The organism is Anabaenopsis sp. NIES-4685, assembly GCF_059725405.1.
The window spans coordinates 467,056-483,676 of sequence record NZ_AP043602.1 but is presented as its reverse complement, the minus strand read 5'-3'; the positions used below and the strand labels follow the sequence as shown (position 1 = coordinate 483,676).

Here is a 16,621-nt window from a genome sequence, read left to right as displayed (position 1 = left end):
AGTCGGGAGTTCTCATGACCCGCAGGGAGAAATTAATTAAGCGGTTTCTTAGTATTCCCAAAGATTTCACCTGGGAGGAGTTAGTTACTTTGCTTTCGGGGTTTGGGTTTGAGGAGGTCAGCACGACGGGAAAAACGGGAGGTTCTCGGCGGCGTTTTCTCAATGATGGCGGAGTGATTATTACTTTACATGAACCCCATCCTCAAAATATTCTGAAACGATATCAGATTGAACAGATTATCAAGATTCTCCAAGGGGAAGAATTGCTATGAATAACATGATGCAATACAAGGATTATTTCGGGTCGATTCACTATAGTGATGATGATAAAATCTTCTACGGACAAGTGGAACATATCCGCAGTTTAATCAGTTTTGAAGGGGAAGATGTGGCTAGTCTCAGGGCTAGTTTTGAGGAAGCAATTGATGATTATTTGGCTCTGTGTGCAGAAAAAGGGATTGAGCCTGAGAAGCCGTTTAAGGGTAGTTTTAATGTGCGTGTAGGTAGCCAACTTCATCGTCAAGCGGCTTTATTTGCTCAACAACGGGGGGTGAATCTCAATAAGTTGGTGACGGATGCACTAGAATGTTATCTGAAAGGGGAATCGTTGGAAAATGCTTGAGGAATTGCGGATTTGAAGTACCAAAAAACAAAATTAAGTATCGTCTAACCATGATTTTACGTTTTGATACTATTAGTTGTGATATTGAAGTATGGATTGATCCGATGTGATCACCTCCATATATTCTTTTATTGCTTTTATGTTGATGGAAATATGGTAAACTTGTCAAGGATAATTATGATTGAACGCTACGGAAATCAACAACATACCATTTTTCATGGTGATACTATCAGCACCTTATCAAAATATATTCATGCAGATTCCGTAGATTTAATTTTTATTGATCCTCCCTATAACATAGGTAAGCAATTTAGCAATTTCCATGATAAATGGGAATCAGAAGCAGAATATTTAAATTGGTCATATCAATGGCTTGATCAGTGTATTCGCATTCTCAAACCAAATGGGACAATTTATCTCATGACCAGCACCCAAGCAATGCCTTATTTTGACATTTACCTGAGAAAAAAGTTAACTATTCTCAGTCGCATCATATGGCATTATGATAGCTCTGGAGTACAAGCTACAAAATACTTTGGTTCAATGTATGAACCCATTCTCCATTGCGTCAAAAATAAAAACAATTATATTTTTAATAGTGATAATATTAAAATTGCCGCCAAAACAGGCGCAGAACGTAAATTAATAGATTACAGAAAACCTGTACCTACTCCTTATAATACGGAAAAAGTCCCCGGTAATGCTTGGTATTTTCCCCGTGTGAGATATCGCATGGCGGAATATGAAAACCATCCTTCACAAAAACCAGAGTCATTACTAGAGAGAATTATTTTAGCAAGTAGTCATGAGGGAAGTTTAATACTTGATCCCTTTGCTGGTACTTTTACAACTGCTGCGGTAGCTAAACGGTTAGGGAGAAAATCTATCAGTATTGAACTACAGGAAGAATATCTCAAAATTGGTTTGAGACGGGTTTTAGAATTAATAGAGTATAAAGGAGAGCAACTTTTACCACCTGAGAAAAATCATCAGGTTAAAAATAAAAATGGTCAAGAATTAAATTTGGATGTGATAGAAAGGAATATTTTTGAGCAGAATACTACAACATAATTTTACACTCATTATCAAGAAAATTATCAAATATTTTAATTATTCAGTTAAGAGGTAGAGAATAATTTTTCCCTACCTGTTTTCAGGTATCTTGAATCCACTACTCAAAAATAAAGTGAGATTGTCCCTTGTTTTCCCAGGTAAATTTTAATGATTTAGGGTTTGCAACAGGAAGTCTTTTCGTGGGGGTAGGGAACAGGGAACAGGGAACAGGGAACAGTTTCAGCTATCTGTCATCCCTAAATTTTCTGATTTATTTAACCCAAAATGTACACTTTTGATGGTAGAGCCTTCAAAAACCCTGCACCTGTTTTCTTTTTTAGCAACCTCAAACCTTTGATTTACAGCGCATTTCATCTGAGTAGGTACAAAAGGGCGGGCAGGATGCCCACCCCACAAGATTTATGATATTAAGGTGTGTACTTTATTTACTTGAAAAGTGCTGTATATAGGTTTTACATTTATTATTCAGCCAGCCCTATTTATTTCTCCCCAGATGCAAGCTTTAAGGGATACAATGGCTCTGATCCGTTTAATTGCCAAATTCTCCACACTAGTACAGCAGCTACAGTTAACCAAACACAGGAAAATGATAAAATCATCCCTGCTAAAGGATTAGTTTCCCAATAAATTGCTGTCACCACCAGCGCAGACAACCAAGGACCTAAAATCACCACCGGAACAGCAGCGCCTAATCTCCGTTCTACGGTAAAAATTGTATTCCAAGTATCCCCTAAAGCTAGATGTACCACAAACAGAATTAAAGGTAATACCAAAAATTGGTGATTCATTGTTTGCCAAACTAATACAGAGGAAATCACCCGCAAAACTGCTATGATCATCCAAACGATGGGAAATGCTAAAGGTGGGGGAGACCATCTGGGTCTAATTACTTGGTCATAGGTGGTACGAGAACGAGTATTATCTAAAAGGGAAAAAATCCGGGAACGGATACTTAAGACGGCAAAAAATAATGCAGTTAATGCAGTGCTAACCCAACTGGGGAAACCGGAATTATGATCAATGAATATGATTAATTTTTCCATTCCCAGCAACACAAGAATCATCACTGCTATTTGTAGGATAGTCCCTAGTTTATAAACTAAAACTGCGTTGATATCTAGTTCTTGTGTGGTCGCTTTTGAGGTGTTAGGGGGGTTTTGTTTACCAGGTTTGACCCCCATAACTGTGTTGACAAATTTTTCTAGTATTCCCGTTTTGGCTTGGTTCATAATCAAGAGATGGTGAGTAGTTGGTAAGTATTAACAATAATTAATTATATGATCATCTAATGTTAATGCACTACCAGCATAATCAAGAATGGCAAGAATTACAGACAGGAGACTTGATTATTAGTTCTTCTGTCCCTAGACGGGGTAATATTTGGCTGACTAATTTTGATCCACAATATCATATATGTTGTGGGGTGGGCATCCTGTCCGCCCTAGTGTACCTAACTCAGATGACAGGGGCTGTAAAACTTACAAGCACAAATATTATACAATTATTTTTATTAAAAAGTAATATAAGTATTAATTTTTTTGTATATTTTTCTATGAATCACCAATCATTATAAAATACATATGAAATGTATTGATACATAATCTATGTATCAATAATTGTTATTTATTTATGAATATGGCGAAAAATAATCAGAGTCAATTTTTATCTAATCTTCAAGCTTACGCAAAGGAATTAACTAATAAATTCTCACTTTCTTCTGTCTCTTTTGGTGCCGAAGATCAACTGAAATCACCTATAGAAAATTTGTTAAAATCATCAGCAAATATTCTGAATTTATCTATTGTAGTAGTTACTGAGGTACAAGAAAAGCTACTTTCAGGAAGACCAGATATGGGAATAACAATTAATGGTGTTTTAATTGGACATATTGAACTAAAAGCACCGAGAAAAGGGGCAGATACTAGCAGATTTAAGGGCGATGATAAGCAACAATGGGAAAAGTTTAAAAATCTTCCCAATTTAATTTATACAGATGGCAATAATTGGGGACTGTATCGCACAGGTGAAAAGGTCGGAAAGATCATTAAATTTTCAGGAGATATTACTTGCAAGGGTACATCAGCTATTAGTTCTCAAAATGCTAATGATTTACTAATATTATTGCGAGATTTTTTCAATTGGCATCCAATTGTTCCTTCTACGCCAAAAGCTTTAGCAGAAATGCTTGCGCCTATTTGTCGTTTGTTAAGAACAAATGTTTTAAATGCTCTGGAGAATCCTGAATCTAATTTAAGTCAAGTAGCTAAAGATTGGCGACATTATTTGTTTCCTGATGGAGATAATCAACAATTTGCAGATGCTTATGCTCAAACCTTAACCTATGCACTTTTATTGGCGAGGTTTTCCGGTGCTGATGATCTATCTTTACCACAAGCTGTTAAAACTATTAGAACTGGCCATAATTTACTAGCTGATGCTTTAAAAATCTTAGGTGATGAAGTAGCACGTGAACAAATAGAAGTTTCTGTAAGTCTATTAGAAAGAATAATTGCAGCTATTGATATTACGGCAATAAATGAAAATGATTCTGAAGACCCATGGTTATATTTTTATGAGGATTTTTTGGCTCAATATGATCCAAAGATGAGAAAAGAAAGAGGAGTTTATTATACTCCTATTCCTGTTATTAAAACACAAGTAAGATTAGTAGCTGAATTACTAGGAGAGCATTTTGATGCTGAATTTTCCTTTGTAGATGATAAAGTTATTACTTTAGATCCTGCTTGTGGTACAGGAACTTATATTTTAACAGCTATTAAACATGGACTAGATCAAATTAGTAATTTAAGAGGAAAAGGAATGAGAGTTTCTGCTGCTACCAATGCAGCAGCAAATATTCACGCTTTTGAAATCTTAGTTGGCCCTTATGCTGTTGCTCATTTACGTCTCACTCAACAAATTTTAAGTGAAGGTGGTACTTTACCTGAAAATGGTGTTCATGTTTATTTGAGTGATACTTTAGAATCTCCCTATGCTGAATTAAGTGGTAATTTACCTTTAATTTACAAATCTTTAGGTCAAGAATATAAACGCGCTCAAAAAATTAAACAAAATACACCGGTGATGGTTTGCTTAGGAAATCCACCTTATAACCGTCAAACAATTGATGAAGATGATTTAATTAATCAAAAAAGAAAGGGTGGATGGGTCAGATTTGCAGATGATGAGCAAAAGGTAGATGAAAATCGGCAATTAATTAAAAAACGTCCTATTTTAGAGGATTTTCTAGAACCATTAACAGAAATGGGTTATGGTGTTCATGCTAAAAATTTATATAATGACTATGTTTATTTTTGGCGATGGGCTTTGTGGAAAGTATTTGAAGCTAACACAGAAAATCAAGCCGGAATTATCAGTTTTATTACAGCTTCTTCCTATTTGCGTGGCCCTGGATTTGCGGGAATGCGTAAGGTGATGCGTCAAACGTTTGATGAACTGTGGATTATTGATTTGGAAGGTGATAATCTAGGGGCAAGAAAAACAGATAATGTGTTTGCAATTCAAACTCCTGTGGCTATTGCTATTGGGGTTTGTTACAACCAACCTCAACCTGAAGTTGCTGCTAAAGTTCATTTTAGCAGAATTGATGGTACAACTCAAGAAAAACTAGCATTTTTAGATGATATTGACTCTTTTAAAGATTTACAATGGCGTGAATGTCCTAATAATTGGACTGATTTATTTTTACCTGTTAGTGATACAGATTATTGGAATTGGGCAAAGTTAACTGATTTATTTCCTTGGCAAGAAAATGGTATTCAATTTAAAAGAAAATGGACTATTGGTGAAAATAAGGAAGTTTTACATAAACGTTGGGAAACTTTGATTAATGCTAGTAAATCGCCAGGGATACAGAAAAAACTGTTTAAAGAAACAGATGCTAGAAAAATTACTAAACAATATAAATCATTAGAAGATGGAACACTATTACCTCCTATTACCAACTTATTACCAAAAACTCCTCTTGTAGAACCAATTCGTTATGCTTATCGCAGTTTTGATCGCCAGTGGGCTTTATTAGATAATAGATTGTGCGATCGCCCTAGACCCAATTTACGACGTTCTCACAGTGATCAGCAGGTTTATATGACAAGTTTATTAACTAATGTTATAGGTGAAGGTTCTGCTGCTGTTGTTACTGCTTTAATTCCTGATTTACATCATTTTCGTGGTTCTTTTGGGGGTAAAAATATTATTCCTCTGTGGAGAAATTCGCAAGGTAATCAACCTAATATTACGACTGGAGTTTTAGAAGTTATTAGTAATATACTCAATTGCAATATTTCACCACAAGATTTTTTTGCTTATTGTTATGCTATACTAGCAACTCCCAAATATGTCAAAGAATTTTGGCATGAACTAGAAACACCTGGACCAAGGATTCCCATTACTAAAAATAGGGATTTATTTATCAAAGTAGTGGAAATAGGACGCACTTTAGTTTGGTTACATACCTATGGTGAAAGGTTTGTTCCCAGTGGTAAAAAACCAGGTAAAATTCCTATTGGTAAAGTTCGTTGTCAAGTAGGAATACCCAATACAGTCAATGATTATCCCACAGAATTTTCTTATGATGTGGGTATACAAGAATTAAAAGTTGGTAGAGGTGTATTTGAAAATGTCCGCCCAGAAGTTTATAATTTTAGTGTTTCAGGTTTAGAAGTTGTCAAGTCCTGGTTAGCTTATAGGATGAGAGACGGTGCTGGTAAAAAGTCCTCACCTTTGGATGATATTCGTCCTCAAGCTTGGCAATTTGATGGTGAATTGCTTGATTTACTGTGGGTTTTAGATGCTACTGTAGATTTATATCCTAGTTTATCTTCCTTATTTGAGGAAGTGATTAACAGTGAATTATTTGCAGCTACGGAGTTTCCACAACCAACAGAGTTAGAAAAGTCCAACTCTTTAGAAGTGGAGACAGAGTTACCAATTTTCAATATACAAGAAATAGATGCAGAAGGTGAGTAAGCACTTACAGCGGACTTCATCTAAGTGGGTAGGGTAGAGCGGGGCAGGATGCCCACCCCACAATAGTTATACAATTAATATCTGTATTTTATCTAGGTATAAACTGCTATAACTAAATTCTCAGAAGCTCGAAAATTTAACGATATTGCTGGTGTCAAGGCGATCGCCTACTTGACGGTAAGTAGTTATTTAATATACATTTACAATTTTTTACTCAACTTAATTGTAAATCAAACTCATAACGACTATGATTAAGGCAGGAGAGCAAAGAAGGATGATGAGAGTTGAAGAAATCCCCTTAAATCAAATCAAACGCCCTTTACCCCGTGTCAACGACCCTGATAAAGTCCAAGCCTTAATGGAGTCTATTGCAGCGATCGGACAACAGGAACCCATCGATGTCCTAGAAGTGGACGGACAGTATTATGGTTTTTCCGGTTGTCACCGTTATGAAGCTTGTCAGCGCTTAGGTAAAGCAACAATCAAGGCGAGAGTCCGTAAAGCTACACCTAGGGTACTCAAGATGCACTTAGCATAATCGGATAGAAGTAAACAGGAGAAAAAATATGTCATCTCAAGCAACAGCTAAAAATGTCAATATCGGTATTGACGACGCGAGTAGAGCGAAAATTGCCGAGGGGTTATCTCGTTTATTGGCTGACACTTATACACTGTATCTCAAAACCCATAACTTTCATTGGAACGTTACAGGTCCAATGTTCCAAACCTTACATTTAATGTTTGAGACACAGTATACAGAACTCGCTTTAGCAGTAGATTTAATTGCAGAAAGGATTAGAGCTTTGGGATACCCAGCACCGGGAACCTACAGCGAATATGCTAAACTCAGTTCAATTGCGGAAACTGCGGGGGTTCCTAAAGCTAAGGAAATGATTAGCTTGCTGGTGGAAGGACAAGAAGCGGTAGTCAGAACTGCACGCTCTATTTTTCCTGTATTGGAAGAGGTGAACGACGAACCCACCGCCGACTTATTAACTCAACGGATGCAAGTTCATGAGAAGACCGCTTGGATGTTGAGAAGTTTACTGGAAGAATAACCTAAAAAATATTTACATGAAACTTTTGTGGGGTGGGCATCCTGCCCGCCCATGGTATATAAGTTAAATATGTCACCGCTTAACCAATGAGCAATCACACCCAAAAGCTGCAAAATTTGATGCAGCGTGTAAATATCCCTAGTTTTAAAGCCTTAAGTCGTGATGCTGGGGTTTCAGAACGGCAAATTTTACGACTGCGACAAGGGAAATTAACACAGATGCGGGTGGATGTGCTGCTGAAGTTATCCCAAGTGCTGAAGATTTCATTGGCTGAATTAATAGAGACTTTTTCACCGGTGACTACTCAGGATGACCCACCCGGTAGCCAAACGGAGATAGAAGCATTAAGAACAGAGTACCAGCGATCGCAACAGCAATTAGAACAACAGCGAGAAATGTTAATACAGGAGTTCCAGCAGTCGAGTTTACAACTACTGGAATCTTTATTATTACAATGGCCCACAGTAGCCTATAAAGCTGAGGAAAATCCCCAGCTAGCTGCAATTAAAATTGTCCCTTTGGTGCAGAAACCCTTAGAAAGACTGTTACAGGAGTGGGGAATAGAGGCGATGGCCCCAGTGGGAGCAGAGGTAGCATATAATCCCCAAATGCACGAATTAATCGAAGGGACAGCAGAACCAGGCGCAACAGTGAGAGTACGTTACACAGGCTATGTACAAGGCGAAAAGCTACTTTATCGAGCTAAAGTCAGTTACGTGGGCTTTCTTACTTTTCAGACATCCTCTGAGAATTGTGTTCCCAGCTAGAGGCTAAGAAACGAGATTGTCAAACCGGATTGCTATATAATACTTGTAGTGAGTAGGACACAAATAAAAATGTCAGAAAAAACTTTTGATATTGCTTACTTATCTGAAAATTTACTTGATTTATTATCAGATATTCAAAATCATGTGGAAATTACTCTAACTCGTCAGGGCGTTCCTTGGGCAAAAGTTTTACCTCTTGAGCCAGAAGACTCTACAGTTGAAAAAGCGGGTTTAAATCATGGCTCAATGGCGATCAATGGTGAAGAAGTCTTAGAACCAAGAGTTCCAGGTTTTTGGCAAGGACAAGTTAAGATTTCTGAGGATTTTGATGATACTTTGGAAGAGGTGATTGCTGCTTTTTATGGTGAAGAATAATGAGTTTTTTGTTAGATACTCATATCCTGTTATGGTTCTTAGAAAATGATTCTAAGTTGTCAACTCAGGTACGAGAAGTAATTATTAATCCTAAAAATATAATTTTTGTTAGTGCTATTAGTGCTTGGGAAATTTCGATTAAACAGTCTTTAGGAAAGTTAATAGCTCCTAATAATTTAGAGGAAGCTTTGCGTTTTAGTCGCTTAGAGGTTTTAGCGATGAAATTGGCACATGCAATAAAGGTTGCTGATTTGCCAATGCATCATAAAGATCCTTTTGATAGAATGTTAATTGCTCAGGCTTTGGTAGAAGGTCTAACAATAATTACGGTAGACCATAAGTTTAAATTGTATGATGTTCCGTTATTAATAATTGCATAACAGGGGTTTAGATTTAATCTTGTCTTGGCAGATAGTTTATATGGTGAAAGTGGTAAAAATTTTGTAAGTGTCCTCAATGAATTAAATCTTAATTTTCTGGTAGCGATTCGCTCAAATCACAGATAATGGGGAATTACAGACTCGGAAGTAAAATACTCTGATTGGCAAAGATTCAAGCGTGTATTCTCAGATTTAAGTTACGAAAATAGATATATTAGAGAGAGAGATAATATGTGGGAAAAAATCAGAAATTAGATATTGGCAAATAACGACAATTATCTGACGGTTGTTTTCAACTTCAAATGCTTGTCAATAATCTAACTCCTTCAATTTTTCAAAACTGCAATATCCCGTATTTCCACTTTTCCTCTCCTTAGAGTGACAAAAGAGGGTTAATAGGGGATGAGGAAAGTAGGGTAATTTTCCCCATCCCCAGTTTTGAATTAAGCGGGATAAATCCGTAACCGCCGATTTGGTTCTTCCCCAAAACTATCAGACTTGAGTCGATAATGTTCTACCAACTCATGCTGCATCTTGCGTACCTTAGAAGAACGGGGTAATAACTCCACAGGCTGTCCTTTAGGAATGACAATCTGCTCCACAGCCAGTCTAGCTTCTTCTAGGGCATCCACCTCATCATCAGTGCCACTGTGTAAAAACAGTTGTAGTTCTAGCTCATCGGTCATTTCCGGATCTTCCATGTTCAACAACCGCCGCAAACCACGGGTAATCTGGGGAATTGTACTAGCCTTAATCATGTGAATTGGCACATGACGGGCTTTAGCCATTTGCCTGAGTTTGGCCTGGTTTTTCACGTGCGATCGCAGTGCTAAAACTGCATCAGATGTGTCAATGTCTTTAGTCAAAATCACTGGCAGATTTAATACACCAATCACCTGTTCTAGTTGGTGACGACTGACACCATAGGGATAAATATGTAGTGGTAAATCTTCACCATTGGGGCCGGTGTATCTACTGGTCTTGACATCAAAACTCTCAGAATAGTTAAAAGACTCATCTAGCAAGCGGTCAAACTCAGTAGGTGCACTTACCCGCTCCCGTTCTAAAGACAGGGGAGGTAGTGCTACCATTTGTCCTGATGAACGCCAGCCATTAGTTGGTCGCACTGGTGGCAAAGATTCCTCTGTGCTGGGAAACTCCCCACCCAGACCTTTAACCAGGGATAACTGCCGCGTAATGGACACCTTCCCCTGGTCATCTACGGTTCTGGTTTGTGGGCTAGGCTGACGACCTCTCAGGAGAGTATCTACAGTATCAGCTACACTTTCATGTATTACCCAGCGCTGCCGTTCTAACATTTCCACAGCAATTTCAAAAGTCGGGGGGGCTTTGCGCTCCAGAACCGTTTTTTGACTACCCCGCCTTCTGGCTTCGTCATCCCCTAAAGTCACAGCCTGAATACCGCCAACTAAATCAGAAAGGGTCGGGTTTTTAATCAGGTTGGCAATTTGATTACCGTGAGCAGTACCAACTAACTGTACACCCCGTTCCGCAATGGTACGAGCCGCTAAGGCTTCTAATTCCGTACCAATTTCATCAATGACGATCACTTCTGGCATATGGTTTTCCACTGCCTCAATCATCACCTGATGCTGTAGTTCCGGTTGTGCTACCTGCATCCGTCTAGCCCGACCAATAGCCGGGTGCGGCACGTCACCATCCCCAGCAATTTCGTTAGAGGTGTCAATAATTACTACGCGCTTACGTAAATCATCCGCCAAAACCCGGGCAATTTCTCTTAAAGCCGTGGTTTTACCCACACCTGGTCGCCCCAGCATCAGAATTGATTTACCAGTTTCCACTAAATCGCGGATCATGCCAATAGTGCCGAATATTGCCCGACCCACACGACAGGTCAAGCCAATAATTTTACCACTGCGGTTACGGATAGCACTGATACGGTGTAAAGTTAGCTCAATTCCGGCTCGGTTATCTCCGCTAAAAATTCCCACGCGCTGAATACAATCGTCGATTTGTGCTTGAGTCACCGGTGTTTCGCTCAGATACTCAGCTTGATGAGGAAAGCGAACCTCTGGACAACGACCAAGATCCAAGACTACTTCTACTAAATTATCTCGTTGGGGATGACTCTCTAGAACTTTCTGCAGGTCTTGGGGTAAAATGTCTAATAACTTTTGAAGGTCTTCTTTAATCGTCATGCTTTCTATGGTGACCTTTTGAGAGATAACGTTTACACTGAAGGCGGCCAAAGTGAAGGAGGAGTTATAGCTCCTGCTATGACTTGATCTGGGAAACTAGGGAATGGGCAAGCTTGACTGCTCGCCAGAGTAATTCGGGTTCTTCTTCCAGGCGCGGTTTGGCCTTAACACTGGTTTGACTCACCTCCTGATTCTCTAACTGTTCGAGCACTGGTGACAGCAGCACACGGGCGTAGCTACCGTAAGCGATGCCAGAAACATGAGCACTGTTGAGAGATTTCAATAGCCCCATTGCTTTTAACTTAGCAACTGTGTAGCTATTAGTGCCACCTGCTAATTGGACATACCCCGGTAAGTTAGCTGTCAAAACTTTCTGCCCTAATTTCACCGTTGCTAAGGTGGTGCCATCCCCAATATCACCACTCATAGGGCGGCCGTCTGTCTGCCAAATTAAGGCACCAGATAAGGGTGTGATTATTTCAGTAATTTCTCGGAGGTAGTCAATTATTCCCTCCCCTTCTGGGCAGCTAATGGCTACTAATTGCAGTTGGTCAGCCCATGGTGCAATTGTTTGCCATAGTTGCCTAAATTCTGCCAAATTTCCGACTTTTGTATGAATTTCTAAGGCATCTACTAACCTGGAAATCACTAATGGTGCGATCGCTGTGCCACTCGATATATAGGATTTTGTATAAATTTTATCATATGGGCAAATGGGTAGGCAACGTCCACAGCCGTAACACTTTTGGGATTCAACCCCCGAAAATTCACTTATACTCTTAAATACGATGGCTTGTGCTGGGCAAATAGTTTCACAGGGTCTAGGGCAATCTGGGGGACAGTCACTAGAGTTAAACTCGGCTTTACGAAAATGGGGATCTTCGCCATCGTTCAAGCTCACCATCAAAAAAGGTACATTGCCCTGATAGCTATAACCCCTCAGTTGTGCATCCTTGACCAAACTTTTGGCTACTTGTAACCCTTCTTGGGCTGCTGCGATCACAGCAGGGTCAGCAGCCACATCTATACAGTCAGCACCCGCCAATGTATAGGCTAATGTTAAACTTCTGACGGCCGGCAAATGTTGGTAGCTGGCTCCGCAGATCAGTTTGAACCAGTTTCCTGCTTTCAAGGATTGTAAAGGGGCTAACAAATCAGTCACATTTCTATTATGCTGTTATCAAACTAAAAATAGTAGTCTCGAATATATAAAAAAGTCTTGATTTTCTGAATCTTGAGTTCTTAGTAGTTAGAGTCTCATTGTGTGAATAGTCTGTCAAGCCTCTATAGATAGATATTTGGCTGTGACTATTTGATTTTTTGCATAAATTCATACCTCCTGGTATTCATTGCTGCTGAACAAGAATGAACGCCAGGAATTGAGCGCAATTCCCCATCCGGGGGGTTTGACTGTAATTGAATCTAGGCATACAATAGCGGCTAATTCAGTCCCCCAATATTATTTAGCGGCCAAAAACGGAGTACGGCACGACCGATAATATTCTCCCGGGGAACAACACCCCAGCAGCGGCTGTCATAGCTACTGTTGCGATTATCACCTAGAACTAGGTATGAGTCAGGGGGTATGGTTTGCGGTTGTGCTAAGTATGCTTGCTGGGCGACTGATGTACAAACATCAATTTCTGTGCGCTGCTCGGAGGACAGGTAGCTAAGTTCCTTCAGGGGTTGATTATTAATGTACACTTGCCCATCCTTAAGTTGTACCTTTTCTCCTGGTAGGGCTACTATACGTTTAATAAACGCGTCTTTGTATTGTTCGTTTTGTAGTGTTTGTGTGGGAGAAAAGACGACAATATCTCCGCGCTGTGGTCGAGAAAACCTATATTTCAATTTATCGACAATTATCTTGTCTGCCTTCCACTGGTCGGGAGTACCATTGAGTGTAGGCTCCATAGAGCCAGAAGGAATCCAGCGAGCTTCGGCTACAAAGGTACGAATGCCTAGAGCTAGCACAATGCTTAATACAACTGTTCTAGCTAGTTCGGCAAACCACGAATTATCAGATTGTTGAGCGGAGTTGTTATCAGACACTTGATTTTGCATGAAATTACTGAAAATTTGGCAGGAGGACAGTAATTAACTCGTTGGCGGAGAATATATTCTTTAATCTTAACGAGTAAATTCTGTTTTCTGAGTCGAAGTGATCATTGATCATAAAAGCTTGAAGCCATTAAAAATTAAGTTTTTGTGCTTTGGGATGCCAAAGGTAGTCAGGATATGTAAAAATACATCCCAATCAGGGAAATTAACTGGCAATCAAGTTCATCCTAAAAGCACGAGTATCTGTTCAAATCCTATTAACCTCATGTCATCTCCATATAGTTTACTAATTCGCGGCGCTAATATTATTCTCCCCAATGGTGAGTCAATGGTGGGGGATGTGCTAACGCGCGATCGCCAAATAGTTGAAGTTGCGCCCCAGATTTCCACCACCGCACCAACTACAGAAATTGACGCTCAAGGGTTAACTTTGTTGCCGGGAGTTATTGACCCCCAGGTGCATTTCCGGGAACCAGGCCTAGAATATAAGGAAGACTTGTTTACAGCCAGTTGTGCCTGTGCCAAAGGTGGTGTAACTTCCTTTTTGGAAATGCCCAACACCCGCCCGCTGACTACCACTCAGCAAGCTTTAGATGATAAGTTGCAACGTGCAGCCAGTAAGTGCGTGGTTAATTATGGCTTTTTTATTGGCGCTACCCCTGAAAATCTGCCAGATTTACTTTTGGCAACGCCGACACCGGGAATTAAAGTTTTTATGGGGTCGATGCATGGTCAGTTACTGATGGATCAAGAAGAGGCTCTAGATGCTATATTTGCCCGAGGCGATCGCCTAATCGCTGTTCATGCGGAAGACCAAGCGAGAATTAACCAACGTCGTCAGGAATTTGCGGGTATTCATGATCCAGCGGTTCACTCTCAGATTCAAGATAATCAAGCGGCACTTTTAGCCACTCAATTAGCCTTAAAACTTTCTCGTAAATATCAACGCCGTCTGCATATCCTCCATATGTCCACGGCGGAGGAAGCTGAGTTACTGCGTCAGGATAAACCAAGTTGGGTGACAGCAGAGGTAACACCACAGCATTTAGTATTAAATACTAGTGCTTATGATACAATTGGCACTTTAGCCCAGATGAATCCACCTTTGCGATCGCCCCACGATAATGAGGTACTGTGGCAAGCTCTGCGCGACGGTGTGATTGATTTTATTGCTACAGACCACGCCCCCCACACCTTGGCAGAAAAGGCTCAAGAATACCCCAATACCCCCTCTGGAATGCCGGGGGTAGAAACTTCTCTACCAGTGATGTTAACTGCGGCTCAGGAAGGTCGCTGTACTGTGTCTCAAGTGGTTAATTGGATGTCTCACGCGGTGGCGGTGGCCTATGGTATCCCCAATAAAGGGGCGATCGCTCCTGGTTACGATGCGGATTTAGTTCTAGTAGATTTAAACACCTATCATCCTGTACGCCGGGAGGAACTGTTAACTAAGTGTGGTTGGAGTCCCTTTGAGGGCTGGAACCTCACAGGATGGCCTGTAACCACTATCGTCGGCGGTGAAATTGTTTATGACCAAGGTAAGGTAAATACACAAGTACGGGGACAAGCTTTAAGCTTTATTTGATACTCCCCACGGCTAGAAGCCGGGGGATTCTTGCTTTACGGGGACTCCAATGAATTTACCCTCTGCAAGCATCTTCAAGACGATTTTTAGGACTGCGACTGAAGTCCCTAGCGCACTACACCCCGATAGTTAGAAACTAGGGGTACTGTGCGCTTTTTTGGTAGGGGATACTCACTTAAAACTGGCTTTAAAGCCTTTTTCAGGCTAATTAAGTACATACCAGTTTGTTCCCCATTCCCCATTCCCCATTCCCTATTCCCCATTCCCCATTCCTTCGGTGTTCCCTGTTCCGGTGTTCCCTGTTCCCTATTCCCTATTTCCTCAAACTAAAAAACTTTGTAACTCACGATCATGGGAAATGCTTTATGTCAATATATAATCTGATGTTTATAGCTATTTTCACCTACATAGATTTATAAGTATAACTTCTGATAAAAATCATTTAAATAAATTAATCTCATTCATCTACTATCAGTAACTGTTGCTCTGTAAATCCCGAATCCCACCGGGGAATACTACTGACAAGGATAAGTTGAGGATATATATTTTAAATATGAGTTTTTGTGTGGAAACTATCCGGATTTTGGATTTAAACCACGTATTCAATAACTAGGGTTAAGTAAACAGGCATTTTTTTCAAAACTATGTTTGATACATATAAAAATTTTGTATTCATTTAATTGAACGTCTGAAAACTTAATTCTGATATTTCTGATTATTTTTGATTTTCTTCCTTAACTTTGCTGACTAACTTAATACTAGGGAGCAAATCGGAACAAGACCAGATGAATCAGCATCCTATAACACAAACTTAATCACTATTTACCGGGACAATCAAAACAATGAAGCAATAGGAATAACAGTAGTAGCAGCAGATAAAAAAACAGGGTAACTACTAAAAACTGCTGGTAAGTTCACAGATATTGCTAATCAAAGCAATCTCGTCGGATGGTTTGAGTTAGTTGACATACCTGTAGTTCTATATTATCTGCGAGAATAGGTAACCCTAGTTAACCGCAGTGAATAGCTACTAGATGTCAATCATCACCGGTTTAAATGTTGAGGAATATTTAATTGATTTTGGAATCATGAAAACAACAATGATAACTGTAAGTTTTGCTGATGAGCGTGGTAGTGGTAGATAGCGCCATTGATTTGTCAAAATTCATGCATTTAGTATGAATATTCCACAAGCAAGGTTATTAGGAAAATGCTGCACCTTGACAACTGTCAGTGTTAATACTTTAACCTTTTCTCAAATTGATAACCTTAGTTTCACTACTCAGGCGATTTTTCGCTTGAGCTTTTGTGCTGAGATAAGTTTCTCTGTTTTGAGAAAAGATTTCTCAACTTCTATAATATCCTGTTTTCTGGGTGCAATTCGTTTGATCGGAGAACCAGCATAAATTGTGAAAGATTGACAATTTTTATTCACCAGGCTTAAAGCACCAATTGCTACACCTTCCTCAATAATTACTCCGGGTAAAATAAATGAAACGCACTGGTATGGATAACGATTACATGATTCGA

At 39.6% G+C, this 16,621-nt stretch carries 15 protein-coding genes and 1 pseudogene; 11 read left to right on the top strand and 5 right to left on the bottom strand.

The features are described from left to right. The first annotated feature begins 14 nt into the window (after nt 1-14). From AC6IZ0_RS02235 to yhdJ, 3 genes are all read left to right on the top strand, one after another. On the top strand, nt 15-272 hold the full coding sequence (locus AC6IZ0_RS02235) for a type II toxin-antitoxin system HicA family toxin (RefSeq protein WP_200987732.1): 258 nt from the start codon (nt 15-17) through the stop codon (nt 270-272). After that, nucleotides 269-622 carry a type II toxin-antitoxin system HicB family antitoxin gene (locus AC6IZ0_RS02230; protein WP_271731073.1) on the top strand — a complete coding sequence of 118 codons (354 nt, stop codon included), beginning with the start codon at nt 269-271 and terminating at the stop codon, nt 620-622. Before AC6IZ0_RS02235 ends, AC6IZ0_RS02230 begins: the two co-directional genes overlap by 4 nt. Before the next feature lie 177 nt (nt 623-799). Next, a complete protein-coding gene (gene yhdJ, locus AC6IZ0_RS02225; protein ID WP_497724911.1) occupies nt 800-1,693 on the top strand; it encodes an adenine-specific DNA-methyltransferase in 894 nt (297 codons plus the stop codon). Between the two features lie 482 nt (nt 1,694-2,175). Here yhdJ and AC6IZ0_RS02220 read toward each other — a convergent pair whose 3' ends face one another. Next, nucleotides 2,176-2,925 (bottom strand): TspO/MBR family protein, encoded by a 750-nt coding sequence (locus AC6IZ0_RS02220; protein WP_271731068.1) that lies wholly within the window; start codon nt 2,923-2,925, stop codon nt 2,176-2,178. Between the two features lie 406 nt (nt 2,926-3,331). Between AC6IZ0_RS02220 and AC6IZ0_RS02215 the strand changes: the two genes are divergently transcribed. The 7 genes and pseudogenes from AC6IZ0_RS02215 to AC6IZ0_RS02185 all read left to right on the top strand — a co-directional run. Further along, nucleotides 3,332-6,685 (top strand): type ISP restriction/modification enzyme, encoded by a 3,354-nt coding sequence (locus tag AC6IZ0_RS02215; RefSeq protein ID WP_497724910.1) that lies wholly within the window; start codon nt 3,332-3,334, stop codon nt 6,683-6,685. Between the two features lie 274 nt (nt 6,686-6,959). After that, nucleotides 6,960-7,223 carry a ParB N-terminal domain-containing protein gene (locus tag AC6IZ0_RS02210; protein WP_271731064.1) on the top strand — a complete coding sequence of 88 codons (264 nt, stop codon included), beginning with the start codon at nt 6,960-6,962 and terminating at the stop codon, nt 7,221-7,223. 28 nt (nt 7,224-7,251) lie between these two features. Next, entirely contained in the window at nt 7,252-7,743 is a 492-nt protein-coding gene (locus tag AC6IZ0_RS02205) for a Dps family protein (RefSeq protein ID WP_271731062.1), read from the top strand. Nucleotides 7,744-7,829: 86 nt separating this feature from the next. After that, nucleotides 7,830-8,510: a nucleotide exchange factor GrpE gene (gene grpE, locus AC6IZ0_RS02200; RefSeq protein WP_497724908.1), complete on the top strand. Its 681-nt coding sequence runs from the start codon at nt 7,830-7,832 to the stop codon at nt 8,508-8,510. A gap of 69 nt (nt 8,511-8,579) precedes the next feature. Continuing rightward, nucleotides 8,580-8,885, top strand: a complete 306-nt coding sequence (locus tag AC6IZ0_RS02195) for a hypothetical protein (protein WP_497724907.1) — start codon at nt 8,580-8,582, stop codon at nt 8,883-8,885. After that, nucleotides 8,885-9,265: a type II toxin-antitoxin system VapC family toxin gene (locus AC6IZ0_RS02190; RefSeq protein WP_271731055.1), complete on the top strand. Its 381-nt coding sequence runs from the start codon at nt 8,885-8,887 to the stop codon at nt 9,263-9,265. The genes AC6IZ0_RS02195 and AC6IZ0_RS02190 overlap by 1 nt, the downstream gene beginning before the upstream one ends. A 3-nt stretch (nt 9,266-9,268) precedes the next feature. Beyond that, nucleotides 9,269-9,539: pseudogene (locus tag AC6IZ0_RS02185) on the top strand (IS701 family transposase); the annotation flags it as partial. A gap of 169 nt (nt 9,540-9,708) precedes the next feature. On the opposite strand, the gene AC6IZ0_RS02180 reads toward AC6IZ0_RS02185, so the two are convergent. From AC6IZ0_RS02180 to lepB, 3 genes are all read right to left on the bottom strand, one after another. Then, nucleotides 9,709-11,445 carry a R3H domain-containing nucleic acid-binding protein gene (locus AC6IZ0_RS02180; RefSeq protein ID WP_497724905.1) on the bottom strand — a complete coding sequence of 579 codons (1,737 nt, stop codon included), beginning with the start codon at nt 11,443-11,445 and terminating at the stop codon, nt 9,709-9,711. Between the two features lie 76 nt (nt 11,446-11,521). After that, the gene (ldpA, locus tag AC6IZ0_RS02175; RefSeq protein ID WP_497724903.1) at nt 11,522-12,607 is read right to left on the bottom strand and encodes a circadian clock protein LdpA; all 1,086 of its coding nucleotides are present in this window, start codon (nt 12,605-12,607) and stop codon (nt 11,522-11,524) included. Nucleotides 12,608-12,885: 278 nt separating this feature from the next. Then, nucleotides 12,886-13,509 carry a signal peptidase I gene (gene lepB / locus AC6IZ0_RS02170; RefSeq protein ID WP_497724901.1) on the bottom strand — a complete coding sequence of 208 codons (624 nt, stop codon included), beginning with the start codon at nt 13,507-13,509 and terminating at the stop codon, nt 12,886-12,888. Between the two features lie 262 nt (nt 13,510-13,771). Between lepB and AC6IZ0_RS02165 the strand changes: the two genes are divergently transcribed. Continuing rightward, nucleotides 13,772-15,091: a dihydroorotase gene (locus tag AC6IZ0_RS02165; RefSeq protein ID WP_497724900.1), complete on the top strand. Its 1,320-nt coding sequence runs from the start codon at nt 13,772-13,774 to the stop codon at nt 15,089-15,091. Nucleotides 15,092-15,198: 107 nt separating this feature from the next. Here AC6IZ0_RS02165 and AC6IZ0_RS02160 read toward each other — a convergent pair whose 3' ends face one another. Continuing rightward, nucleotides 15,199-15,354, bottom strand: a complete 156-nt coding sequence (locus AC6IZ0_RS02160; RefSeq protein ID WP_497724898.1) for a hypothetical protein — start codon at nt 15,352-15,354, stop codon at nt 15,199-15,201. Between the last annotated feature and the right edge of the window lie 1,267 nt (nt 15,355-16,621).

What these genes read in the sequence shown, in the direction of transcription:
- AC6IZ0_RS02235 (WP_200987732.1), top strand. Translation starts at nt 15, where the DNA reads ATGACCCGCAGGGAGAAATTAATTAAGCGGTTTCTTAGTATTCCCAAA.
- AC6IZ0_RS02230 (WP_271731073.1), top strand. Translation starts at nt 269, where the DNA reads ATGAATAACATGATGCAATACAAGGATTATTTCGGGTCGATTCACTAT.
- yhdJ (WP_497724911.1), top strand. Translation starts at nt 800, where the DNA reads ATGATTGAACGCTACGGAAATCAACAACATACCATTTTTCATGGTGAT.
- AC6IZ0_RS02220 (WP_271731068.1), bottom strand. Translation starts at nt 2,925, where the DNA reads ATGAACCAAGCCAAAACGGGAATACTAGAAAAATTTGTCAACACAGTT.
- AC6IZ0_RS02215 (WP_497724910.1), top strand. Translation starts at nt 3,332, where the DNA reads ATGGCGAAAAATAATCAGAGTCAATTTTTATCTAATCTTCAAGCTTAC.
- AC6IZ0_RS02210 (WP_271731064.1), top strand. Translation starts at nt 6,960, where the DNA reads ATGATGAGAGTTGAAGAAATCCCCTTAAATCAAATCAAACGCCCTTTA.
- AC6IZ0_RS02205 (WP_271731062.1), top strand. Translation starts at nt 7,252, where the DNA reads ATGTCATCTCAAGCAACAGCTAAAAATGTCAATATCGGTATTGACGAC.
- grpE (WP_497724908.1), top strand. Translation starts at nt 7,830, where the DNA reads ATGAGCAATCACACCCAAAAGCTGCAAAATTTGATGCAGCGTGTAAAT.
- AC6IZ0_RS02195 (WP_497724907.1), top strand. Translation starts at nt 8,580, where the DNA reads ATGTCAGAAAAAACTTTTGATATTGCTTACTTATCTGAAAATTTACTT.
- AC6IZ0_RS02190 (WP_271731055.1), top strand. Translation starts at nt 8,885, where the DNA reads ATGAGTTTTTTGTTAGATACTCATATCCTGTTATGGTTCTTAGAAAAT.
- AC6IZ0_RS02180 (WP_497724905.1), bottom strand. Translation starts at nt 11,445, where the DNA reads ATGACGATTAAAGAAGACCTTCAAAAGTTATTAGACATTTTACCCCAA.
- lepB (WP_497724901.1), bottom strand. Translation starts at nt 13,509, where the DNA reads ATGCAAAATCAAGTGTCTGATAACAACTCCGCTCAACAATCTGATAAT.
- AC6IZ0_RS02165 (WP_497724900.1), top strand. Translation starts at nt 13,772, where the DNA reads ATGTCATCTCCATATAGTTTACTAATTCGCGGCGCTAATATTATTCTC.
- AC6IZ0_RS02160 (WP_497724898.1), bottom strand. Translation starts at nt 15,354, where the DNA reads ATGGGGAATAGGGAATGGGGAATGGGGAATGGGGAACAAACTGGTATG.